The organism is Streptomyces sp. NPDC058000 (assembly GCF_042886435.1).
Classification (GTDB): domain Bacteria; phylum Actinomycetota; class Actinomycetes; order Streptomycetales; family Streptomycetaceae; genus Streptomyces.
The window spans coordinates 1-22,493 of record NZ_JBHVQS010000024.1 but is presented as its reverse complement, the minus strand read 5'-3'; the positions used below and the strand labels follow the sequence as shown (position 1 = coordinate 22,493).

The following is a 22,493-nucleotide window of genomic DNA, read 5'->3' as shown; positions in this document are numbered from 1 at the left end:
TCGTCGAACAAATGCACATTCCGACAGGGGAGCGCCACAGCGCTGAGAGTGCGGACACGTCGTAGCCCTACGGCGCCCGCAGACCCTTGAACCTCGCCCGGGTCATTCCGGGTAGGAAGTTCGGTCGTCACTCATGCTGTTGCGCCCCGCCCACCGTCCGTTGCCGAACGTCACCGACGCAGAACGCAGCGGACACCGGGCGGGGCCGCGTCTCTTCCTGGCCAGCCAGGAGGAATCAGTGAGCACCACCAGCAGGATCACCGCGGCAGCGCTGGCTGCCGCGGCCGGTATGACCGCACTCGCCGGGTGCGGCAGCTCGGGTACCGGCGGCAGCAGCGCCGACGCCAAGACCGTCACGCTCGTCAGCCATGACTCGTTCAACGCCTCCAAGTCCGTCCTGGCCGCCTTCGAGAAGGAAAGCGGCTACAAGGTCAAGGTGCTCAGGGGCGGGGACGCCGGCAAAGCCGTCAACCAGGCGATCCTGTCCAAGGACAACCCGCAGGGCGACGTCTTCTTCGGCATCGACAACACCCTGCTCTCGCGCGGCCTGAACGCCGGCATCTTCACCCCCTACAAGGCCAAGGGCTTGGACGGCGTCCCGGCCGACCTGCAGCTCGACAAGGGCGCCCACCGGGTCACGCCCCTCGACTACGGCGACATCTGCGTCAACTACGACCGCGCTTACTTCACCCAGCACAAGCTCGCGCCGCCGCAGACCTTCGACGACCTGCTCAAGCCGCAGTACAAGGGGCTGCTCGTCACGGAGAACTCCGCCACCTCCTCTCCGGGGCTCGCCTTCCAACTCGGCACCATCGCCACCCACGGCGAAGCCGGCTGGCCGGACTACTGGAAGAAGCTCAAGGCCAACGGTGTCGAGGTCGTCGACGGCTGGGAGCAGGCGTACAACGAGCGCTTCTCGGGCTCCGCCGCCGGCAAGGGCAAGGGGGACAAGCCGCTGGTGGTCTCCTACGCCTCCAGCCCGCCCGCCGAGGTCATGGGCAAGAACCCCGCCCCCAAGGAGGCCCCGACCGGCGTCGCGACCGGCACCTGCTTCCGGCAGATCGAATTCGGCGGTCTGCTCAAGGGCGCCAAGAACGAGAAGGGCGGCAAGGCGCTGCTCGACTTCCTCCTGTCGAAGAAGTTCCAGGAGGACATGCCGCTGCAGATGTTCGTCAACCCGGCACGCACGGACGCCAAGGAGCCGGAGCTGTTCACCCGCTACGGCGCCAAGATCGACAAGCCGGCGGCGCTCGCACCGGAGACGATCGCCAAGAACCGTGACCAGTGGATCAAGCAGTGGTCCTCGCTCGTTCTGAAGTAGCCCGCAGCCGCCGCAGGGGGCCCGCGCGAGGAACGGCGGTACGGCTCGGGCTGATGGCCGTGCCACTCGCCTTCTTCGCGGTGTTCTTCGCGTACCCGGTCGCCGTGATCGTCGGCCGGGGGCTGAAGGACGGCGGACAGTGGCAGCTCGGCCGGTTCAGTGCGGTGCTCGGTGATCCGGACGTCCTCCACGTGCTGTGGTTCACCCTGTGGCAAGCCGCCGCCTCGACCGCGTTGACGCTGCTGGTCGCCCTGCCCGGCGCCTACGTTTTTGCGCGTTTCGACTTCCCCGGCAAGCAACTGCTGAGGGCGGTGGTGGCGGTGCCGTTCGTCCTGCCCACCGTCGTCGTCGGCTCCGCCTTCCTGGCGCTGGTCGGACGGGGTGGACTGCTGGACGACCTGTGGGGCGTTCGGCTGGACACCTCGGTATGGGCGATCCTGCTGGCGCACGTCTTCTTCAACTACGCGGTTGTCGTCCGTACCGTCGGCGGACTCTGGGCCCAGCTCGACCCGCGTCAGGAAGAGGCGGCACGGGTCCTGGGAGCCGGACGGTTCGCGGCCTGGCGGAAGGTGACGCTGCCCGCGCTGGGCCCGGCCGTTGCCGCCGCGGCGCTGATGGTGTTCCTCTTCACCTTCACCTCCTTCGGAGTCGTGCAGATCCTGGGTGGGCCGACCTTCTCCACGCTGGAGGTGGAGATCTACCGGCAGACCGCCGACTTCCTGGACCTGCCCACCGCCGCCGTCCTGACGTTGATCCAGTTCGCGGCCGTACTGGGCCTGTTGGCGCTGCACGCCTGGACCGTGCGACGCCGCGAATCCACCCTGCGACTCGTCGACGCCTCCCGGACCGCTCGCCGCCCGCACGGCCCGGGCCAATGGGCGCTGCTGTGGGGCACGCTCGCCCTCATCGCCGTGCTGCTCGTCCTGCCACTCGCCGTGCTCGTCGAGCGGTCCTTCGCCGGGCCGGACGGCTACGGGCTGGTCTTTTACGAGACGCTGCGTGACGCGGCGTCCGCCGACAGCACCTTTGCCGTCGCCCCCCTCGACGCCCTCTGGAACTCCCTCGCCTACGGCGCGGCGGCCACCGCGATCGCCCTCCTGATCGGCGGCCTGGCGGCGGCCGCACTCACCCGCTCCCGGGCGGAGACCGGTCCGTCCGGGCGGACACCGATGATCACCCGGCTCCTGCGTGGCTTCGACGGGCTGCTGATGCTGCCCCTCGGGGTCTCCGCCGTGACCGTCGGCTTCGGTTTCCTGATCACCCTCGACAAGCCGCCGCTGGACCTGCGGGCCTCCTGGTGGCTGGTGCCACTCGCGCAGGCCCTGGTGGGCGTGCCGTTTGTCGTCCGCACGATGCTGCCCGTCCTGCGGGCGGTCGACAGCCGGCTGCGGGAGGCAGCGGCCGTCCTCGGCGCCTCGCCCTGGCAGGTCTGGCGCGAAGTGGACCTGCCGATGGTCCGGCGGGCGCTGCTCATCGCGGCAGGCTTCGCCTTCGCCGTATCGCTCGGCGAGTTCGGCGCGACCGTCTTCATCGCACGGCCGGACCAGCCGACCCTGCCGGTGGCCGTCACACGACTGCTGGGCCGCGCGGGGGAGTTCAACTACGGCCAGGCGATGGCCCTGTCGACCATGTTGATGGTGGTGTGCGCGGGCGCCTTGCTGGCCCTGGAACGCATCCGCACCGACCACTCCGGGGAGTTCTAGATGACGGCACAGGCCGGGACCACGGCACCGGAAATGCTGCGGCTGGACGGCGTCACCGTCCACTTCGGCACGCCCGGCGCGCGCCCCGCCCTCGACGGGGTGGACCTGGACGTCGCCGCGCACGAAATCGTCTGCGTCCTGGGCCCCAGCGGGAGCGGCAAGTCCACTCTGCTGCGGGTGGTGTCCGGACTGCAGCACGCCGACGAGGGGGCGGTGCTGCTGGAGGGGCGCGACCAGGCGGGGGTGCCCACGCACCGGCGCGGCGTCGGGCTGATGTTCCAGGACCACCAGTTGTTCCCCCAGCGCGACGTCGCGGGAAACGTCGCGTTCGGGCTTCGGATGCGGCGATCTCCCCGTGCCGAGCAGGAACGCGCGGTCACCGAACTGCTGGACCTCGTCGGGCTGCCGGGCGCCGAGCGGAGGGCCGTGGCGTCGCTGTCCGGCGGCGAGCAGCAGCGGGTCGCGCTGGCCCGTGCGCTCGCCCCACGCCCGCGGCTGCTGATGCTGGACGAGCCGCTTGGGCAGCTGGATCGGGGGCTGCGTGAGCGCCTCGTCGTCGAACTGCGGCGACTCTTCCGAGAGTTGGGGACGACGGTGCTCGCCGTCACCCATGATCAGGGGGAGGCGTTCGCTCTCGCCGACCGGGTCGTGGTGATGCGGGACGGCCGGATCGCGCAGAGCGGCACCCCGCTGGAGGTCTGGCAGCGGCCCGCCACCGCATTCGTCGCCCGCTTCCTCGGCTTCGACAACGTGGTCGAGGCGACTGTGCAGGGCGAGTCCGCCGCCACCCCGTGGGGCAAGGTGCCGGTGCCGGACGGCACTCCGGACGGTTCCTGTCGCCTGCTCGTCCGCCCGGCCGGCGTCCGGCTGACCTCCGCGACGGATGGACTGCCCTGTACTGTCGCGGCCCGGACGTTCCGCGGCACGCATGTCGCGTTGCTGCTCCAACCGGCGAGCGGGCCACAGGTGGAGGCGGCGTGCCCACTTCGCGAGGCGCCTGAGACCGGGGAGCGGGTGGGGGTCTCCTTCGCCGCCGAGGACGTGGTGGTGCTGGACGACGCGGCGGAATGACTGTGCCGCGTACCGGTGTTGTGCCATGGATCGCTCCTGAAGGGGCGGGCGCCACTAGGCGCGCGGGGGAGGGTCGGGGCACCGGCCCTGCGGGACGACCAGCCCCAGCTCGTAGGCGAGGATCACCGCCTGGGCGCGGTCACGGAGACCCATCTTCGCGAAGAGCCGGTTGATGTGCGTTTTGACGGTGTGATCGGTGATCGTCAGTCGTGCGGCGATTTCCGCGTTGGACAACCCCTGGGCGATGTGGACGAGCACCTCCACCTCACGGCCGGTCAGTTCCCGCACCGTGCGCACGGGAACCGGCGCCGACCGCTGTTTGACGAACTCCGCGATCAGCCGCTTGGTCAACTCGGGCGCCAGCAGCGCATTGCCCTCCGCCACCACCCTTACGGCATGCAGGAGTTCGGGGAACGTGGTGTCCTTGAGGAGGAATCCACTGGCACCGGCCGCGAGCGCGTCATACACGTACTCATCGACTCCGAACGTCGTCAGCATCAGCGCCTTGGTGGCACCGCCGGACGCCTGAGTGATCTCACGGGCGGCTTCGATACCGTTCTTGTGCGGCATTCGAATGTCCAGCAGCGCGAGGTCGGGGCGCTGCTCCGCGGCGATCCGGACCGCCTGAACACCGTCCTCCGCCTCACCGACCACCTCGATGTCGTCCTGCGTTCCCAGGAGGTTGACGAACCCGGTGCGGACGATGGCCTGATCGTCGGCCACGATTGCTCTGATCACCACGGGAATTCCGCCTCTACGAGAAAGCCGCCGTCCGGGCCCGGGCTCGCGGTGAGCTTCCCACCAAGCAACGCCGCCCGCTCCTCCATGCCGGCCAGGCCATGGCCGGCATGGGCCACGCCTGGTGAGCCCGGCCCGTCATCCACAATGCGCACCGCCAGCCGGTCGGGCCGGTAGTCGATCTCCACCACCGCATGGGCTCCCGGCGCGTGCCGACGGACATTGGTCAGCCCCTCCTGCACGATGCGGTACGCCGACAACTCACAGGACGTGGGCAACTCGACCCGGTCACCGCTGATCCGCAGCTCCACCTCACCGCCCACCGACCGGTGCTGCGCTATCAGCTCGCCCAACGCGTCCAAGGTCGGTTGGGGCGCCGTACCGGTGCGGTCCTCGGCGTCCGTCCGCAGCACCCCCAGCAGCCGGCGCAGCTCCGCCATCGACGCGCGGGCAGACGTGGCGATCTGCTGAAAGCCCTCGCGGGCCTGCGGCGACAGATCCGGTGTGGTGTAGGTGGCGCTCTCCGCCTGCACGGCGATCACCGAGACGGAGTGCGACACGACGTCGTGCAATTCGCGGGCGATCGAAGCCCGTTCGGCCTCGGCGGCCTGACGCCGTTCCATCGCGAGGAGCCGGGCCTGCGCGGCCGTCCGCTCGCGCTGAGTCTCCTCGCGCGCGCGTACCGCGTCACCCATTGATACCGCGGCCAGGATCGCCACGGTCAGGACGAACCACTCGGCAAGCAGGTCGACGGAGTACGACCTCGGATGCCAGGACGCGATATGCCAGACATTCGCCGCGAGGGAGAGCGCCGAACCGGCACCGACGAGCAGCGCCGGATGCGCCACGCGGTGGCGTCCGAGGGTGTAGCACGCGACGAGTCCGCTGACGGCCGCCGCAATATAGAGGTCTGTCCCGGCGGCGAAACTCACCAGGACCGCTGCGGCCGAGAGGGCCGCGATGGCCGGGCGCGCACGACGCCACGGCAGCGCCGCCGCGGACAGCAGCACGCTCAGCGCGATCACCGGCGAGTGCCTTGGCACGACCACCAGCTCCACGGCCGCGAACGCCGTGAGCGTCCCGCCGGAGGCCCAGGGATAAGCCGGCGACGCGACCCACGCGCGGAGCCGCTGCCGGAGAGAAGTGCTCATGCCGTTATCTTTTCGGTTCGTGGAAGCGGCCGCGTCGCCGCACGGGTTGATCCATGGCCGGCATGTCATGCCACGGGTTGACGTCGAAGTTCGGTTGCTCGTTTGACGCTCCGTGGTCCGGCCGTCCATAGCCTCGTGATCAAGGCGAGGACGGGAGCATCATGAAGACTCAACTGACTTGCAAAATAAGGGAATTGGCGTCATGTGGCGAGTCGCAGCGGGTTTCGCTTCCGCTGCGGCGTAGGGACGTCGGTCAGGGCGGACGCAGGTGCCACGAGGCATGGGGATGGGGCGCGTGCACGATCACCGCACTCGGCCTGGGACTCCTCACCACCCTTCCCCCACACCGCACCTGGGGTCTCTCCGCGGCAGTCGGATACGGCTGCGCGGCGGCGGCCGCGGCACTTCGCGCGAAAGGGCGGCGCGCGCCACGGGTTTCCGCTGTCACCAGTCAACTTCCGTTGCTGCTGGCGGTGATGGGTTCGGTGGTCGTGCCGCTACTCCTTCTCGTGCTGGACGGCAGCGCACAGCTTGAGGTCGCGGTCGTTGAGCGCTCCGGCGACCTGCTGCTGCACTCCGGCAGTCCGTACGTACCCGCGCCCGTTACGGTCGCGGACTACAACCCGTACCTTCCGGGCATGGCGGTCTTCGGCCTGCCTCATGCGGTGTTCGGCGACGGGCCGCTGACAGACGCACGATGGTGGATGGCCGGCACCTTCTTCCTGACGACGGCCGCCGCGGCGAGGGCACTCGCCCGGCATTCGTGGGCCGAGTCCGATCGCCGGCTCGGGTACCGTGCCGTATTCCACCGCGACAGCACACCTGTGCTGCTGTGGATCGCGGCCTGCCCGCTGGTGGCCCTGCCGGTGGCTGTCGGTGGGATCGACCTTCCGGTGATCGGCCTGATGTGCTGGGGCCTGGTTGCGGCCGGATGCGGAAAGCCGGGGCGCGCGGGGCTGCTGCTGGGCATCGGAGCAGCGCTGAAGTGGACGGCCTGGCCCGCTGTGCCCGTCGCGCTCGTGCTGGTGGCCGCCAGGCACGGCCGACGCCAGGCCGTCACCTGCGGCGCTGCGACCACGCTGACGGTATCGACAGCGGTTCTCCCCTTCCTGCTCACAGCCCCTGGGGCCTTCGCCGAGAACGTCCTGGCGTTCCCGCTCGGGTTGGGGACGACGGCGTCGCCTGCCGAAAGTCCGCTGCCCGGGCGGCTCCTGGCCGCCTACGTTCCCGGCGGGACACTCCTCGCGATGGTGCTGTTGGCGGTCGCCGCCATCGGTGTTGCCGCCTCTCTGCTGATACGGCCGCCGCGGACGGTGCGGGCGGCGGCCGACCGTCTGGCGATCGGCCTCGCGCTAGCCATGGTGCTGATGCCAGCCACACGCTTCGGGTACCTCGTCTATCCCCTGGTGTTCTGGGCGTGGCCGCGCCTGACGCAGTCCGTGACCGGATCACCCCGCGTGAGCCGTCACCGGTCGCCGGCCCGCGTTCCGTTCAGCGACGCGACGCGAGTCGGCCCACCGCAGAAAGACCGATCCGGCACTCTCCCCCACCTCCACCCCCACCCGCACCATCAACAGGCCGAAGGCCGCGAATGGAGCTGCAGTACAAGGCACTTGACCGACCCCATAGGCGCGGCGGAAGAGGCGGGCCAGAAGCGAGTGGACCCCGAACCGAGAGAGGAGGCGGCACGATGAGCCGCACGCTGAACGTCACCAACGACTTCCCACCTCGCCAAGACGGAATCGAGACCTTCGTTCATGCCATGACCATCCCCTTCCCATACGATGCGGTGGTCGTCTCCACGTCATCCGAACCGGGGGCGGCGGACCACGACGCCGCGCTGCCCTGCCCCATGTTGCATGATCCGGCCCGGACGCTGCTGCCCACATCCCGCGTCTCGTGTCGCGGCATGAACCTCGCCCGCGGTTATGCATGTCCCACTGTGTGGTTCGGGGCCGCGGCACCGCTCGGAACGATCGCCGCGCGGCCGCGGAGGGAGGCAGGAGTAGCCAGGGCCGCGGCCACCAGGCACGGCTACCAGGTCTGGTGGGCATGCACCCCCGACGCGCGCTCACTACTCCGGAAGATCGGCGCGCGGACGGATGTGGCGACATATCTGGGCGCGAGTACCCGGGCACCGATAGTGGCCGCGCTCGGGCCTGGCGCAGCAGGTCGCATGGGTCGGCTCGTCCCCGGCGTCTGTACGGACGCTTCCCAACCGGGGCTCGATGGGCGTGCTGTACGCGAGCGCTATGGGCTCGCCGGCCGCAGGACGATCCACTGCGCGGCCCGGTTCGTGTCCCGGAAGGGCCAGGACACGCTGATCCGAGCGCTACCGCTGCTCAGCCGCCGAATGCCGGACGCCATGGTGCTGCTCGTCGGCGGTGGACCCCATGAACCGCGGCTGCACAGGCTCGCCACCACGGAGTCCATGGACGAGGCCGAGGTCTTCGCAGGCGCTCAACCGCATCGTTCCCTCCCGACGTTCTACGCCGCGGCAGATGCTGTCGCTACGCCCTGCCGCACCCGACGACGTGGGCTGGTGGTTGAGGGTCTGGACATTGTCTTCCTGGAGGCGGCGGCCGCCGGGCTCCCCCCACTGGCCGGCGGCTCGGGCGGCGCACCAGACGCTGCACACGACACGATGGTGAGACGGGGCATGTGGTGGGCGGACGAAGTCCCGCCGCCGTGGCGGCGCGGCTCGTAGTCATGCTCACCGACCCGGGTACCGCGCGGGCGCTGGGCGAGAAGGGCCGGGCCTGGGTGGCAGCGGAGTGAGACTGGGACCGGTCCTACGAGGAACAGCACTGTTGCTGGCCAGGAAGCCGTGAGCGGGCACGGGATATCGGGCAGTGTTGCCCGACCGCTCCGGCGTCGGCCTCGGCCTCGGCCGCCCAAGGTCGCCCGAGGCCACCGCGGGCGAAGGCCGTGGCACCGCTACCACCCGCGGCATCAGCAGTGGCCCTCACACCGCCGCGCTCTGTGACCTCGTAGGCGAGCCCCCGGTCTCCACCGCCTCCTTGCCGCCCCCGTCCGGCCCACCTGAGCCGGACTCCGGGCCCGCTCCGTTTCCCTGGTCCGATCCGGACGCAGGCCCGGCGGCCGCCTCCCGACCCGAACCCAACTCCCGAGCCGGACCCGGTTCCGACTCCGGCTCGCCGAACCAGGCGACCGCGACGGCCCCGGCCACAGCGACCACGAAGCCGAGGATCGCCATCCAGGCGAAGCCCGGACGAGAGGAGTCCCCCAGCCACAGCACTCCGAGGATGCCGGGCACCACGGTCTCGCCCACCACCAGCGCGGCCGTGGCGCCGTTCACCGAACCGATCTGTAGGGCGATGGTGTGGAGATACATTCCGCCGATGCCCGCGACCAGGATCGCGTACAACGCAGGGTCGCCGAGAAGGGACGGCAGATGGAACGGGTCCACACCGTTCAGGACGCGTACGCCGACGCCGAGGGCGCCGAATCCCAGGCCGGACAGCAGCCCGGCGAGGATCGCGGCCCGTCCGCCGAGCACACGCACGATCAGGGTGCCGCCACCGATGAGCGCAACCGAGGCGGCCAGCAACCACCAATGGGTGCCGATCGGTGTATGGCCGCTGCCCTCCGGACCGGCGGCGGTGGCCAGCAGTACCAGGGCCGAGCAGACGACACCGATGGAAGCCCATTCAGGACGGGTGAGACGAATGTTGAGGAGCTTGATGCTCAGCATTGCCGTGATCACGAGGTTCGCGCTGATCACGGTCTGAGACAGGAACAGTGGCAGCATCCGCGCCGCGAGCGCCCCCAGCCCGAAACCTATGAAGTCCAGCACCGTGCCGACCATGAATTGCCAGGTCACGGCCGCCTTGGCGGTCGACGACAGGCTGGGGCCGCCGTGCTGGGTGACGGCGCTGCTGGATGCCTTCGCCGCTTCCTGGCGAGCGGACTTCCGCGATCCCACCGCCTGGAGGACCGAACCCGTGCCATAGCAGGCGGACGCCGCTATGGCCGTCAGAAGGCCGATGATCACCGAAAGCTCCGTTCGCACGCCGCATTACCTGTTCATTACCTGGCTTGGCAGACGTGCATTTCGGGATGTGAGTTGCCTCCAGGGGCAAAAAGATCTCTTGCTGCCAGGGCTTCGGTGAGGGAAGGGGTGCGATGGCGGGTTCGGGGAGGTCCTTCCGCTGGCTCGGGGAGATTCCCGGCACGGGCGTTTCGCGGGCCTCCGCGCACGGCCGACTTACGGCAGCCCCTTACGTTGCCTTCGGCGTCGCTGTATGGCGGTCTGCCGTCGGCACTCCGCACAGCGGTCGCAGGGACAGCTGTCAGGAACGGCCGCGGCAGCTGACCCCGGTCATGACGCGGGCCAGTGCCTCGGGGGCGTCGTCCAAGGTTCGACCGGGGCGATCCGGAGCGCCATCGGGTGGCCGACCACGAGTGTCCGGAGCAGGGGCCGGACCGGCAGCGTGCCAGTCCAGTGCTCGCGGTTCACCGGCATCATGGGCGTCGGCTCGCTGTGTGACCGGTGGGAGAGTGGGGTCGCGGCGTGGAAGACCTCCTGCACGGTCCCCGCACCACCGGGCAGGAACGCCGCGCGGGTGTTCGACCTGGCCAGCAGGCACTTCTCGTGACGTGGGTTGACGAAGCGCTTCGCCACATGGGACGCGAAGGCGTTTGGGAGCTCGTGCTCATAGGACCCACTCGGCACGACGGCAGAGGGGTCACTGCCCGGTCGGCTCCGAAGCGCTGCGAAAGCGGCGCGCGCCCGTCCCGAGACCGAGGGCTTGAAGAGCGGTGCCTTGGAGAGGGGTTCCGGTGTCGCGTCGAGCATGGTGCTCTGGTGCGGCGCGGTGTACGCCCCGAGGTTCGCTGCCTCCCTCGCACCGGGATCGCCGTCGGACGCACGGTCAGGCCATGTATCAGCAGTAGGTGGGGCGTCCGGGGCGTCTCGACCGGAGCCGAGTAGTCCGGTGAAGAGTTCGTCGGGTGTTGAGAGCGCCCGCGATGTGGGTTGAACGGCAGGTCCGGAACCGGCGGGAACACCAGGCGCCCCGGCCCGTACTTGCGCGGTGGCATCCGGTTCGATCACGCAGCCGAGGCAGACGGATTCCCCGGTGTCATCCGTGGCGAGCGGGGTGAACCCACGGCCTGTCAGGCCGAGGGAGCGGATGCGGTATCCGGCGAGGCTGCCGGTCGCGGTGACCCGTTCGAACTCCGTGAGCGAGCCGATCGCGCGGTCGTGCCTGCGGAGGTGGCGGGGTGCCGGGGCTCTGCATTCGACTGCACGCCCGTCATGTCAGGGGCGCAGGGACTTCACCAGGGGCCCGAGCAAGCCGTCTTCAGCAGCGGAGTCGAGAGCGGTGCGCAGCGCGCTGTCGTACGTCGGGCGCGCCCTGCTCTGCGCTTCGCGGCCCTCGTCGGTGATCACGCTGTAGACGCCGCGTCGGTCGTCGGGGCACAGGTCCCGGCGGGTCAGACCGGACGACTCCAGCCGCGAGGCCAGCCGACTGACGGAACTCTGGTTGAGGCCGATCAGATCCGCGAGCTCTTGCATCCGCAGTTCGCCGTCCTCCGACTCCGCCAGTCGGGCCAGTGCGCGGTACTCGGAGAGGCCGAGCCTGTGGCGCTGTTGCAGGGCCTTCGCCAGCTCCTGCTCGACGCGTGTGTGCAGTGCTCCGAACCGGTCCCAGTGCTCCGCGTCCATCGATTCCGCTTTCTTCCCTCGTCCGCCTTCTCTGGCGTGTCCTGCCCCGGACGCCTTCCGAGGCATTTTCCACTGAAGCTCTTGACATCAGCGTACATGCGCCTGAAACTTATGTATGTGCATGCAAGAGATGCGTGAACATGGAACTTCGAGGGGGAGCGTCATGTCGTCGACGGATGTCGCAGAAGTGGGAAGTACTCAGGAGATTCAGCGGATTGCGACCACGCCGGACTGGTATGAGCCGTACAAGATTTCACAGGCCATCAAGGCCGGCGGGCTGATCCATGTGTCCGGGCAGGCGGGGATCGATGAGCAGGGGCGGACTGTTTCGGATGACTTCCTGACTCAGGGGCGTCAGGCGTTCGCGAATGTCGAGCGAGTGCTCGCCGAGGCCGGTGCGTCGCTCGCCGACGTGGTGAAGGTCGGCATCTTCGTCACGGACATGGCCGCCGACCTCGGCCATGTCATCACCTTGCGCGAGGAGTTCTTGTCCGAGCCCTATCCCGCGGACACCTTGCTCGAAGTCTCGTCGCTGGCCCAACCGGAGTGGCGAATAGAGGTCGAGGTCACCGCCCTCGCCCGCTGACGCCCACGCCCCCAGCGGTTGCCGGACAGTCCGGGGCGCGCGGCCCAAGTACCTGCCCCTGCCAGGCGCGCCCCGACCCAAGCTGGACCTCGGTTCCGCCCCGGACAACGGCCGGGCGCCGGGCACCAGGCGACGCCGACACCAGGGGGATCCAGGCCAGCCGGATCCGACCGGGACAGGGCTCAGCGGCATCACCCGCAGCAACTGCATCGCGCCACGGTCCTGCGCCCTGCCAGTCTGCCGACCAACCGCCGCCACACCGCACACAGGCCTGCCGGACCGAGCTGCCCTTGCCTGCCTCTGCCGGCCGCTCCGCCTCTGTCGGCTTCTCCGCCTCGCCGCCTCGTTGGCTCACCCTGCTCCAGCGGCAGCCCAGTTGCATCCCGGTCGACCCCTGGCACGCTCCCCGCACCCGGCAGAACGCGCATACAAGGGAGCACAGGCACGGGCGAACCCACATATCAGGAAGGGGACTTCAGTGCACGGTCCTTCGGTATCCGTCCCTCCGTCCCTCCGGCGCAGCGCGTTGGCCGTGTCGGCCCTCGACACTCCGGACCCGGCGACACCGAGCCTCAGGACCACACATCGCCGCCGAAACAACGCCTCTGGGGTCCGAGCCGCAGCGAACAACGCCTCAGGAAATGGCGCCTCACGGCATATCGCCTAAGAACTCATGGTCCCGGGGGTGCCCCATGGACCAGCGGCCACCCAACCACGCTCAATGAGCCGGAGCCCAATGAGCCGGAGCCCAACGGGCTGCAGGGCCACGCGCCGGACCTCAACAAGGCCAACGCCCGACACGCCAAGCGCTGGCACCCAACGAGTGGCAGTCCACCGCGCTGGGCCCAATAAGTCCGGAACCCACCACACAGGAACCCACCACACAGGAACCCCCGAGGCCGGAACCCACGAGGCGGGAAATCCGCCCCGCCATTTCCCAGGCACCAGAGCTCCCTGGTCTGGAGCTCCACACGCCCCAACTCAGTGCACCAGCGGAAGCGTGGCCATCTCGGCGACGGTCCAGGTCAGGGGGCCGAGGACGAGTAACAGGGCCAGGGAGCGGAGGGCCGTCGCGCGGTGGAAGGCGGAGGCGGATGCGCCGAGCCGGCGCAGGGCGGCCGTGGTCCGGGCACGGGCCGTCCGGGATTCCAGGGCGGCGGAGAGTGCGCTGACGGTGACGCAGGCGAGGACGATCGCCGCACCGATCGCAGTGAACGGACCGAGCGGACGGGAAGGAGCAGCTTGATACACCGCGACGGCGGCGTAGGTACCGGAGGCGACCGCGCACATGACGCCGAGCGGGTGGCCCAGGCGAAGTGACTCCTCCTGGAGCACACGCCCGGACAGCAGCCGCAGAGCGCCGGGGCGGCCCGCGCACAGCAGTTGGCCGGACAGGTACACCAGGCCGGGGCCGGCCAGGACCAGGCCGAAGGCGGCCATGGCCCAGCCGGCCAGCAGGCCCGGCGGGCTGCCGATCAGCCGGCCGGGAAGGGGCAGCAGTCCGCCGGGGGTGCCGGTGGCGGGGCTGGTGTAGGCCTCGATGGCCAGGCCGGCCGCGGTCAGGGCGACGCCCCAGGGGAGGCCGGAGGGGGCGGCCTCGGTGGTCGAGGCGGTTTCGGTGTCAGTGGCGCCCGCTTCGGTGCGGGGGCGGAGCGAGAAGGCGGTGGCCGCGGCGGCGGTCAGCGGGACGAGGGACAGCAGCATGAGGGCGCCGATCAGCGGCAGCGGGTGACCGGCGCCGAGCAGACCGGCGTCGATGGCGCGGGAGCCGGTGGTGCGGGCGGCGTCGCCGAGGTCGCCGCGGAGAGCCAGGAAGACGACGAGGGAGAGGAGGACGCCGAGGGCGCAGGAGAGGGCCGTGGAGGCCGCGGCGAGCAGGGTGAGCCGGAACGGGCCCAGGCCGGCGGCGGTCATACCGCGCTGGAGGCGGGCGGCCGGGTCCGCACGGGCCACGGATACGGCGAGCTGGGCGGTGGCCGCGAGCGGGGCGGCGCACCACAGGAGTCGGGCCAGGGAGTCGCCGGCCGTGGCGGGGTGGGCGGCGGCGTGACCGAGGGCGGCCAGTACGAGGAAGCCCGTGCCGGCTGCTGCTGCGGCGACGAGGAGCCGGCGCAGCAGAACGAGGGGGTGGACACGGAAGGCTAGACGGAGAGCGAGCACGCTGCCCTGCTTTCCTCATCGGAGGCGCCGGCGTTCTCGGGGGCGGCGCCCGAGCGGCGGCCGTCGAGGAGGCTGATCGTCCGGTCGGCGAGGGCGGCGACCTGGGGGTCGTAGGTCGCCAGGACCACGGTGATGTGATGGGAGCGGGCCGCGGTGGTCAGGGTGCGCAGGACCTGGGTGCCGTCCGCGCTGTGCAGCGGGGCGGTCGGTTCGTCGGCGAAGAGCACCTGCGGGGTGGTGACCAGGGCACGGGCGATGGCGACGCGCTGGCGCTGGGACTGGTCGAGCCGGGAGGGGCGGCGGCGGGCGCACATGCCCACGTCGAGGCGTTCCAGCCACTCGAGGGCAGTGTGCTTGGCCGCGCGGTGGCCGGTGCCGCGCAGCAGGAGAGGGAGGGCGGCGTTCTCCCAGACGGTGAGTTCTGGGACGAGGTGGGGTTCGGTGTCGATCCAGCCGAACCGTTCGAGACGCAGCCGTTCGCGGCTGGGGGAGGAGAGCGTGTGTACGGGGGCGCGGTTGAAGAAGATCTCGCCCTCGGACGGGACGAGTTGGCCGGACAGACACTTGAGGAGTGTGGTCTTGCCGCTGCCACGGGGGCCGGTGACGGCGAGGATCTCGCCCTCGCTCACACCGAGTGAGACCCCGGTGAGGGCGACGGTGGCGCCGTGCATGTGGTGCAGGCCGCGTGCCCAGAGAACGTCGTTGTCAGGCGGGGCCACCATCTGCACACCTCTCGCTTGTTCGCTGGTCGTTCCCCCGGTCGGGGGAACGACCACGGAGGGTATCGGTCACCAGCACGGTAAGGAATCGGGTCCCCGGTCATTTGTGGTTCGGCAGCCACAACGGCCCAGATTCACTCGTATGGATGGGAACGAGCGAATCCGGGCCGTTGAATGTTCAGTTGTGTACTAGCGCACCAGGAGGTGACGCGATGATCAGAGCTTGGTCCACGCCTCGGTGAGGACGGAGCGCAGGATCTGCTCGATCTCGTCGAAGACCGACTGGTCGGCGATCAGCGGCGGGGCCAGCTGGATGACCGGGTCGCCACGGTCGTCGGCGCGGCAGTAGAGACCGTTGTCGTACAGCGCCTTGGAGAGGAAGCCGTAGAGGACGCGCTCGGTCTCCTCGTCGTTGAAGGACTCCTTGGTGGCCTTGTCCTTCACGAGCTCGATGCCGTAGAAGAAGCCGTTGCCGCGGACGTCGCCGACGATCGGCAGGTCGTGCAGCTTCTGCAGCGTGTTGAGGAAGTTGCCCTCGTTGTCGAGCACGTGCTGGTTGAGGCCCTCGCGCTCGAAGATGTCGAGGTTCGACAGCGCCACGGCGGAGGAGACCGGGTGGCCACCGAAGGTGTAGCCGTGCAGGAAGGTGTTGTCACCCTTGTAGAACGGCTCGGCGATGCGGTCGGAGATGATGCAGGCGCCGATCGGGGAGTAGCCCGAGGTCATGCCCTTGGCGCAGGTGATCATGTCCGGGACGTAGTCGAACTTGTCGCAGGCGAACATCGTGCCGAGGCGGCCGAAGGCGCAGATGACCTCGTCGGAGACGAGCAGCACGTCGTACTGGTCGCAGATCTCGCGGACCCGCTGGAAGTAGCCGGGGGGCGGCGGGAAGCAGCCACCGGCGTTCTGCACCGGCTCCAGGAAGACCGCGGCGACGGTCTCCGGGCCCTCGAAGAGGATCTGCTGCTCGATCTGGTCGGCGGCCCAGCGGCCGAACGCCTCGGGGTTGTCGCCGTGGATCGGGGCGCGGTAGATGTTGGTGTTCGGCACCTTGTGCGCGCCGGGGACCAGCGGCTCGAAGGGGGCCTTCAGGGCCGGCAGGCCGGTGATCGACAGGGCGCCCTGCGGGGTGCCGTGGTAGGCGACCGCGCGGGATATCACCTTGTGCTTCATCGGCTTGCCGGTGAGCTTGAAGTACTGCTTGGCGAGCTTCCAGGCGGTCTCGACGGCCTCGCCGCCGCCGGTGGTGAAGAAGACCTTGTTCAGGTCGCCCGGGGCGTAGTTCGCCAGGCGCTCGGCCAGCTCCACACCCGAGGGGTGGGCGTAGGACCACAGCGGGAAGAAGGCCAGTTCCTGGGCCTGCTTGTAGGCGGTCTCGGCGAGCTCGACGCGGCCGTGGCCGGCGTTGACCACGAAGAGGCCGGCGAGGCCGTCGATGTAGCGCTTGCCCTTGTCGTCGTAGATGTTGGTGCCCTCGCCGCGCACGATCGTGGGCACGGAGGCGTTCTCGTACGACGACATGCGGGTGAAGTGCATCCACAGGTGGTCGTATGCCGTCTTGGAGAGGTCAGCGCTCATTGCTATCTCGTTCCCCAGGTGTAGGTCTGCTTCCGGAGCTTGAGGTAGACGAAGCTCTCGGTGGATCGGACGCCGGGAAGCGTGCGGATCCGCTTGTTGATCATTTGCAGAAGGTGGTCGTCGTCCTCGCAGACGATCTCGATGATGAGATCGAAGGAACCTGCCGTCATGACGACGTACTCGACTTCTTCCATGGTCGTCAGGGCGTCGGCCACGGGATCGAGGTCACCCTCGACGTTGATGCCGACCATTGCCTGTCGACGGAAACCGACCGTGAGGGGGTCGGTGACCGCGACGATCTGCATCACGCCTTGGTCGAGCAGCTTCTGTACGCGCTGGCGTACCGCCGCCTCGGACAGGCCGACGGCCTTGCCGATCGCGGCGTACGGACGGCGCCCGTCTTCCTGGAGCTGCTCGATGATCGCCAGGGAGACGGAGTCGATCGACGGAGTGCCGTTTCTGTCACGAGTGGCCACGTCCTTCACTGTGCACGAGGTTCGACGGTATGGCAACCCCAAACAGTCGGAATCAGTTGTTGATCGAGGAGAATTTCACTGATTTCGTTGTTCGAGGCGTGTGGGTGTGTTGAAAACGTGGCCTTCGCGGCTACTGTGGGATCCCAACCACCGGACATCTGACACTGAAGGGGGCGCACAGTGACCACCGCACTGCGTCGTCTGCGCAACTACATCGACGGGGAGTTCCGGGACGCCGCCGACGGCCGGACCACGGAGGTGGTCAACCCGGCCACGGGCGAGCCCTACGCCACTGCCCCTCTCTCCGGCTCCACCGACGTGGACGCGGCCATGGCAGCAGCCGAGGCCGCCTTCCCCGCCTGGCGCGACCTCATCCCGGCCGAGCGCCAGAAGGTCCTCCTCAAGATCGCCGACCGCTTCGAGGAGCGCGCCGAGGAGCTGATCGCCGCCGAGTCCGAGAACTGCGGCAAGCCGATCGCCCTGGTCCGCTCCGAGGAGATCCCGCCGATGGTGGACCAGATCCGCTTCTTCGCGGGTGCCGCCCGGATGCTGGAGGGGCGCTCGGCCGGCGAGTACATGGACGGCTTCACGTCCATCATCCGCCGTGAGCCGGTGGGCGTCTGCGCCCAGGTCGCGCCGTGGAACTACCCGATGATGATGGCCGTATGGAAGTTCGCCCCGGCGCTCGCCGCGGGCAACACCGTGGTCATCAAGCCCTCCGACACCACCCCCGCCTCGACGGTGCTGATCGCCGACATCATCGGCAGCGTCCTGGACGAGCTGGGCCACCCCCGCGGCGTGTTCAACGTCCTCTGCGGCGACCGGGAGACCGGCCGCCTGATGGTCGAGCACAAGGTCCCGGCGATGGCGTCGATCACCGGCTCGGTGCGGGCCGGTATGCAGGTCGCCGAGTCCGCGTCCAAGGACCTCAAGCGGGTCCACCTGGAGCTCGGCGGCAAGGCGCCGGTCGTGGTCTTCGAGGACACCGACATCGCCAAGGCCGTCGAGGACATCGCCATCGCCGGCTACTTCAACGCCGGCCAGGACTGTACGGCCGCCACCCGCGTGCTCGTCCAGGAGTCCATCCACGACGAGTTCGTCGCCGCGCTGGCCAAGGCCGCCTCGGAGACCAAGACCGGTGCGATCGACGACGAGGACGTGCTCTACGGCCCGCTGAACAACGCCAACCAGCTCAAGCAGGTCAAGGGCTTCATCGAGCGGCTGCCCGCGCACGCCAAGATCGAGGCCGGCGGCGAACAGGTCGGCGACAAGGGCTACTTCTTCGCCCCGACCGTCGTCTCGGGCCTGAAGCAGGACGACGAGATCGTCCAGAACGAGGTCTTCGGCCCGGTGATCACCGTCCAGTCCTTCGCCGACGAGAAGCAGGCGGTGGAGTGGGCCAACGACGTCGAGTACGCCCTGGCCTCCTCGGTGTGGACCAAGGACCACGCCCGCGCGATGCGGATGTCCAAGGTCCTCGACTTCGGATGTGTGTGGATCAACACCCACATCCCGCTGGTCGCCGAGATGCCGCACGGTGGCTTCAAGAAGTCCGGCTACGGCAAGGACCTGTCCGCCTACGGCTTCGACGACTACACCCGGATCAAGCACGTGATGACCTCGCTGGACGGCTGAGCCGACCGGCCCCACAGGGGGATCTCCACCGTCGAGCGGCACGGAACGCTCGACACACCGTCGCGGGCGGAGGCCCGGCAATTGACGCTCTGTCTCTTGCCGCCTCCGCCCGCGGCACGTGAGAGTGCTCGCCATGGCTGATCTTTCGCGGCGTTCGCTGCTCAGGGGCATGGGCGGAATCGGTGTGACCGGGGCGCTGGCCGCCATGACGGGATGCGGGGTGCCGCCGGCGTACGTCGAGGCCGCCGACCGCGAGGCCCCGGACCGCTCCGCCCAGGAGCACCGGCTGGTCTTCGCCAACTGGCCGCTCTACATCGACGTCGACGACCACGACAAGCAGCGCCGCCCCACGCTGGACGCGTTCCAGAAGCGCACCGGGATCTCCGTGACGTACACCGAGGAGATCAACGACAACGACGAGTTCTTCGGCAAGATCAGTCCGGCACTGATGAACCACCAGGCCACCGGGCGCGACCTGATCGTCATCAGCGACTGGATGTGCGCCCGGTTCGTCCGGCTCGGCTGGGTCGAGACGATGGACCGGAAGGCCCAGCCGAACGTCGCCAAGTACCTCGACCCGCTGCTGCGCGGCCCGCACTTCGACCCCGGCCGCATGCACTCGGTGCCCTGGCAGTCCGGCATCACCGGCATCGCCTACAACCGCAAGAAGCTCGGCCGGGAGATCAAGCACACCGCCGACCTGTGGAAGGACGACCTGCGCGGCCGGGTCACCCTGCTGTCCGGGCTCGACGAGGCGTTCGCGCTGCTGCTCCAGGGCGACGGCGTCGACATCACCCGCTGGACCGCCGACGACTTCCACCGGATGATCGACCAGGTGGGCGGCCTGGTCCGCAAGGGGCAGATCCGCCGGTTCACCGGCAACGACTACATCAAGGACCTGGACTCCGGCGATGTGCTCGCCGCGCAGGCGTACTCCGGCGATGTGATCCAGCTGCAGGCGGACAACCCGGACATCGAGTTCGTGGTCCCCGAGGAGGGCGCGGAGTTGTGGGCGGAGAGCCTGATGATCCCCAACCTCGCGGCCCACAAGCGGAACGCCGAGCGGCTGATCGACTACTACTACCAGCCGGAGGTCGCGGCCGAACTGGCCACGTGGGTCAACTACGTCTGCCCGGTGCCGGCCGCGCGTGACGTGCTCGCCTCGTCCAAGGACAAGGAGCAGGCGCAGCTGGCCGAGGACCCGTTGATCTTCCCCGATACGACGATGCGCAAGCGGTTGGCCATCGCGCGGGACATCACGGCGAAGGAGCGGACCGAATTCGCCAAGGCGTGGAACGGGATCGTGGGGCTGTAGGGGCTGTAGGGGCTGTAGGGGGCCGTGTTCGGGGTGGGCCGGTGGCCGTGGTGGTCAACTGGCCTGCCAGACTCGGCGGTTATGTCGATCTCTGCGGTGCAGTGGAAGGTCCCCGAGGCGTCCGCCTCGTCCGAGGACGGGATAACGCCGGCCGTCACCCTGGGGCTGTTCGCCGCCTGGGCGTTGCACGACGCCGAGGAGGTGGCCTTCGGGCCGCGCTGGGTGCGGGAGAGCGTACCGGTGCTGCGGAAGAGGTTCCCGCAGGTGCCCGAGCGGGTCTGGCGGGCCCTGGAGGGCGTCACCGAGCGGGAGTTCGCGACGGCGGTGGCGGTGATGGCGGCCATCGTGGCCACCGCGGCGGCCAGGGGGTACCGCACCGGCGGCAGGTCCGGGTTCTTCCAGGCCACGCTGGACGGCTTCGGGCTGCACGGTCTGCTGCACCTCGCCCAGGCGGCCGCCACCCGCGGCTACACGCCGGGATCCGCCACCTCGCCCGTGCTCGTCATTCCGTTCACGCTCTGGGCCCGCGGCCGGCTGCGGCGGGCCGGACGGCTGCGGCCCACGACCCCGGGCAGCGCGGTACGGGGCATCGCCGCCGCGGCGGCCGCCACCGCCGTCTCGCACCTCGTGGCGCGGCGGCTGGTCAAGGGGTGAGGGGCTGGGGGCAGGGCGGCCTGTTTGACCTCTTGAGCGGGGCTCCGTGGCTCCCATGACTCTCGTGTCCCCTGCGTCCCCTGTGCCTCCCGTGTACCCCACGCGTCCCATGTGGCCGGTGTCGCTTCTGGTCGTGTGGCCCGCTGTGCTTCCGGCGGGTGGGCCGGCCCTCAACGCCCGGTGTTGACGGGTGTGTTCGGGGACGGGCCGCGGGCGGGGGCCGAGAACGGTCGGTGCGTCAGTCGACCGGGGTGAGAGCCCCTCCGTCCGTGTCCGCCCGCCGCAAGCGGTGCGCCAGGCCAGGCACCCGCCGAACGCAACCGCCGGCGCCGGCACTTCGTGCTCGCCAGTGACCTAGCCCGGCGGGCGGCGCTGGCCGACGCCTGGCGGGCCGGCCTGGACGCGCCGGGCCACGAGCCGTTCGGAGCTTTCGCGCCGGCGCCGGCCGGACAGGCCCTAGCCGCGCCACCCCGCCGCGTACGCGTCGATCTCGGTCGACAGTCGGGCCTTGGCCGCGTCGTCCATGAAGGAGGCGGTGACCGCGTTCTTGGCGAGGGTGGCCAGGCCGGTGGTGTCCAGCTCCAACAGGCGGGCGGCGATGGCGTATTCGGTGTTGAGGTCGGTGCCGAACATCGGCGGGTCGTCGCTGTTGATGGTGACCAGGACGCCGGCGTCGACCATCTCCTTCACCGGGTGCTCGTCCAGGGTGCGGACCGCCCGGGTGGCGATGTTGGAGGTCGGGCAGACCTCCAGCGGGATGCGGTGCTCGGCGAGATGGGCCAGCAGCTCGGGGTCCTGGGTGGCGCTGGTGCCGTGGCCGATCCGCTCGGCGCGCAGGGAGGTCAGGGAGTCCCAGATGGTGCCGGGGCCGGTGGTCTCGCCGGCGTGCGGGACGGAGTGCAGTCCGGCGGCGATGGCCCGGTCGAAGTACGGCTTGAACTGGGGCCGCGGGACGCCGATCTCGGGGCCGCCCAGGCCGAACGAGACCAGGCCCTCGGGCTGTAGCTCGCAGGCGATCCGGGCGGTCTCCTCGGCGGCCTCCAGGCCCGCCTCGCCGGGGATGTCGAAGCACCAGCGCAGCATCACGCCCAGCTCGGACTCGGCGGCCTTCCGGGCGTCCTCGATGGCCTCGACGAAGGCGGCGTCCGGGATGCCGCGGCGGGTCGAGCTGAAGGGCGTGACGGTCAGCTCGGCGTAGCGGATCTGCTGGCGGGCCATGTCGCGGGCGACCTCGTAGGTCAGCAGGCGGACGTCCTCGGCGTCGCGGATCAGGTCCACGACGGAGAGGTAGACCTCGATGAAGTGGGCGAAGTCGCGGAAGGTGAAGTAGTCGGCGAGCGCCTCGGGGTCGCTGGGCACGGCGGAGTCCGGGTGCCGGGCGGCCAGCTCGGAGACGATCCGCGGTGAGGCCGAGCCGACGTGGTGGACGTGCAGCTCCGCCTTGGGCAGGCCCGCGATGAAGGCGTCGAGGTCGGACAACGGTTCCTCCTGGGGGAGCGCGCGGGGGTGAGGTGCGCGCGGCGGATGGTGCGGAGTGGTCTGGTCTGGCCATCGTATGGGGGAGGTGGGGCGGTCGCGGGGCCCGGTGGGGGCCATCCCCTAGATGAATGAGTCCGATGTTTTCAGTGGTCGTAGGCGATCAGGGATCGTTTGATCTTGGCGCCGGTGCTCCAGTTGTGCCAGATGCCGGCTGC

18 protein-coding genes, 1 pseudogene and 1 riboswitch are annotated in these 22,493 nt (G+C 69.7%); of the genes and pseudogenes, 10 read left to right on the top strand and 9 right to left on the bottom strand.

Annotation, left to right across the window (positions count from 1 at the left end):
• Positions 1 to 15: 15 nt before the first annotated feature.
• A riboswitch (TPP riboswitch) is annotated at positions 16 to 136 on the top strand.
• 102 nt (positions 137 to 238) lie between these two features.
• The 3 genes from ACFVT2_RS23005 to ACFVT2_RS22995 are packed head-to-tail and all read left to right on the top strand — an operon-like array spanning position 239 to position 4,095.
• A complete protein-coding gene (locus ACFVT2_RS23005; protein ID WP_390020806.1) occupies positions 239 to 1,321 on the top strand; it encodes a thiamine ABC transporter substrate binding subunit in 1,083 nt (360 codons plus the stop codon).
• Between the two features lie 53 nt (positions 1,322 to 1,374).
• Positions 1,375 to 3,024, top strand: a complete 1,650-nt coding sequence (locus tag ACFVT2_RS23000; RefSeq protein WP_390020804.1) for an ABC transporter permease — start codon at positions 1,375 to 1,377, stop codon at positions 3,022 to 3,024.
• The gene (locus tag ACFVT2_RS22995; RefSeq protein ID WP_390020802.1) at positions 3,025 to 4,095 is read left to right on the top strand and encodes an ABC transporter ATP-binding protein; all 1,071 of its coding nucleotides are present in this window, start codon (positions 3,025 to 3,027) and stop codon (positions 4,093 to 4,095) included.
• A gap of 54 nt (positions 4,096 to 4,149) precedes the next feature.
• Here ACFVT2_RS22995 and ACFVT2_RS22990 read toward each other — a convergent pair whose 3' ends face one another.
• Together ACFVT2_RS22990 and ACFVT2_RS22985 are read right to left on the bottom strand one after the other, a co-directional pair.
• On the bottom strand, positions 4,150 to 4,836 hold the full coding sequence (locus tag ACFVT2_RS22990) for a response regulator (RefSeq protein WP_390020800.1): 687 nt from the start codon (positions 4,834 to 4,836) through the stop codon (positions 4,150 to 4,152).
• Entirely contained in the window at positions 4,830 to 5,984 is a 1,155-nt protein-coding gene (locus ACFVT2_RS22985; protein ID WP_390020989.1) for a sensor histidine kinase, read from the bottom strand. Before ACFVT2_RS22985 ends, ACFVT2_RS22990 begins: the two co-directional genes overlap by 7 nt.
• Before the next feature lie 461 nt (positions 5,985 to 6,445).
• Between ACFVT2_RS22985 and ACFVT2_RS22980 the strand changes: the two genes are divergently transcribed.
• Together ACFVT2_RS22980 and ACFVT2_RS22975 are read left to right on the top strand one after the other, a co-directional pair.
• Positions 6,446 to 7,678 (top strand): glycosyltransferase family 87 protein, encoded by a 1,233-nt coding sequence (locus ACFVT2_RS22980; RefSeq protein WP_390020797.1) that lies wholly within the window; start codon positions 6,446 to 6,448, stop codon positions 7,676 to 7,678.
• Positions 7,675 to 8,762: pseudogene (locus ACFVT2_RS22975) on the top strand (glycosyltransferase family 4 protein). Before ACFVT2_RS22980 ends, ACFVT2_RS22975 begins: the two are co-directional and overlap by 4 nt.
• A gap of 187 nt (positions 8,763 to 8,949) precedes the next feature.
• Here ACFVT2_RS22975 and ACFVT2_RS22970 read toward each other — a convergent pair.
• A complete protein-coding gene (locus ACFVT2_RS22970; RefSeq protein ID WP_390020794.1) occupies positions 8,950 to 9,999 on the bottom strand; it encodes a hypothetical protein in 1,050 nt (349 codons plus the stop codon).
• Positions 10,000 to 10,438: 439 nt separating this feature from the next.
• On the opposite strand from ACFVT2_RS22970, the gene ACFVT2_RS22965 reads away from it, so the two are divergent.
• Positions 10,439 to 10,603: a hypothetical protein gene (locus ACFVT2_RS22965; protein WP_390020792.1), complete on the top strand. Its 165-nt coding sequence runs from the start codon at positions 10,439 to 10,441 to the stop codon at positions 10,601 to 10,603.
• A gap of 665 nt (positions 10,604 to 11,268) precedes the next feature.
• On the opposite strand, the gene ACFVT2_RS22960 is transcribed toward ACFVT2_RS22965, so the two are convergent.
• Complete coding sequence (locus ACFVT2_RS22960; RefSeq protein WP_390020790.1) at positions 11,269 to 11,676, bottom strand: MarR family winged helix-turn-helix transcriptional regulator; 408 nt, start codon at positions 11,674 to 11,676, stop codon at positions 11,269 to 11,271.
• Positions 11,677 to 11,839: 163 nt separating this feature from the next.
• On the opposite strand from ACFVT2_RS22960, the gene ACFVT2_RS22955 reads away from it, so the two are divergent.
• The gene (locus ACFVT2_RS22955; protein WP_390020788.1) at positions 11,840 to 12,262 is read left to right on the top strand and encodes a RidA family protein; all 423 of its coding nucleotides are present in this window, start codon (positions 11,840 to 11,842) and stop codon (positions 12,260 to 12,262) included.
• 981 nt (positions 12,263 to 13,243) lie between these two features.
• On the opposite strand, the gene ACFVT2_RS22950 is transcribed toward ACFVT2_RS22955, so the two are convergent.
• The 4 genes from ACFVT2_RS22950 to ACFVT2_RS22935 all read right to left on the bottom strand — a co-directional run bounded on the left by ACFVT2_RS22950 (position 13,244) and on the right by ACFVT2_RS22935 (position 17,195).
• The gene (locus ACFVT2_RS22950) at positions 13,244 to 14,422 is read right to left on the bottom strand and encodes a hypothetical protein (RefSeq protein ID WP_390020785.1); all 1,179 of its coding nucleotides are present in this window, start codon (positions 14,420 to 14,422) and stop codon (positions 13,244 to 13,246) included.
• On the bottom strand, positions 14,404 to 15,144 hold the full coding sequence (locus tag ACFVT2_RS22945; protein ID WP_390020782.1) for an ABC transporter ATP-binding protein: 741 nt from the start codon (positions 15,142 to 15,144) through the stop codon (positions 14,404 to 14,406). The genes ACFVT2_RS22950 and ACFVT2_RS22945 overlap by 19 nt, the downstream gene beginning before the upstream one ends.
• A 213-nt stretch (positions 15,145 to 15,357) precedes the next feature.
• The gene (locus ACFVT2_RS22940; protein WP_390020779.1) at positions 15,358 to 16,719 is read right to left on the bottom strand and encodes an aspartate aminotransferase family protein; all 1,362 of its coding nucleotides are present in this window, start codon (positions 16,717 to 16,719) and stop codon (positions 15,358 to 15,360) included.
• A 2-nt stretch (positions 16,720 to 16,721) separates the two neighbouring features.
• Positions 16,722 to 17,195, bottom strand: coding sequence for an Lrp/AsnC family transcriptional regulator (locus ACFVT2_RS22935; RefSeq protein WP_390020776.1), 474 nt, complete (start codon positions 17,193 to 17,195; stop codon positions 16,722 to 16,724).
• A gap of 180 nt (positions 17,196 to 17,375) precedes the next feature.
• Between ACFVT2_RS22935 and ACFVT2_RS22930 the strand changes: the two genes are divergently transcribed.
• From ACFVT2_RS22930 to ACFVT2_RS22920, 3 genes are all read left to right on the top strand, one after another.
• Positions 17,376 to 18,830 (top strand): gamma-aminobutyraldehyde dehydrogenase, encoded by a 1,455-nt coding sequence (locus ACFVT2_RS22930; RefSeq protein ID WP_390020773.1) that lies wholly within the window; start codon positions 17,376 to 17,378, stop codon positions 18,828 to 18,830.
• A 133-nt stretch (positions 18,831 to 18,963) separates the two neighbouring features.
• A complete protein-coding gene (locus ACFVT2_RS22925) occupies positions 18,964 to 20,145 on the top strand; it encodes a spermidine/putrescine ABC transporter substrate-binding protein (protein WP_390020770.1) in 1,182 nt (393 codons plus the stop codon).
• A gap of 81 nt (positions 20,146 to 20,226) precedes the next feature.
• On the top strand, positions 20,227 to 20,799 hold the full coding sequence (locus tag ACFVT2_RS22920; protein WP_390020767.1) for an HXXEE domain-containing protein: 573 nt from the start codon (positions 20,227 to 20,229) through the stop codon (positions 20,797 to 20,799).
• A gap of 456 nt (positions 20,800 to 21,255) precedes the next feature.
• Here ACFVT2_RS22920 and ACFVT2_RS22915 read toward each other — a convergent pair whose 3' ends face one another.
• Positions 21,256 to 22,395: an adenosine deaminase gene (locus ACFVT2_RS22915; protein WP_390020765.1), complete on the bottom strand. Its 1,140-nt coding sequence runs from the start codon at positions 22,393 to 22,395 to the stop codon at positions 21,256 to 21,258.
• Positions 22,396 to 22,493: the final 98 nt, after the last annotated feature.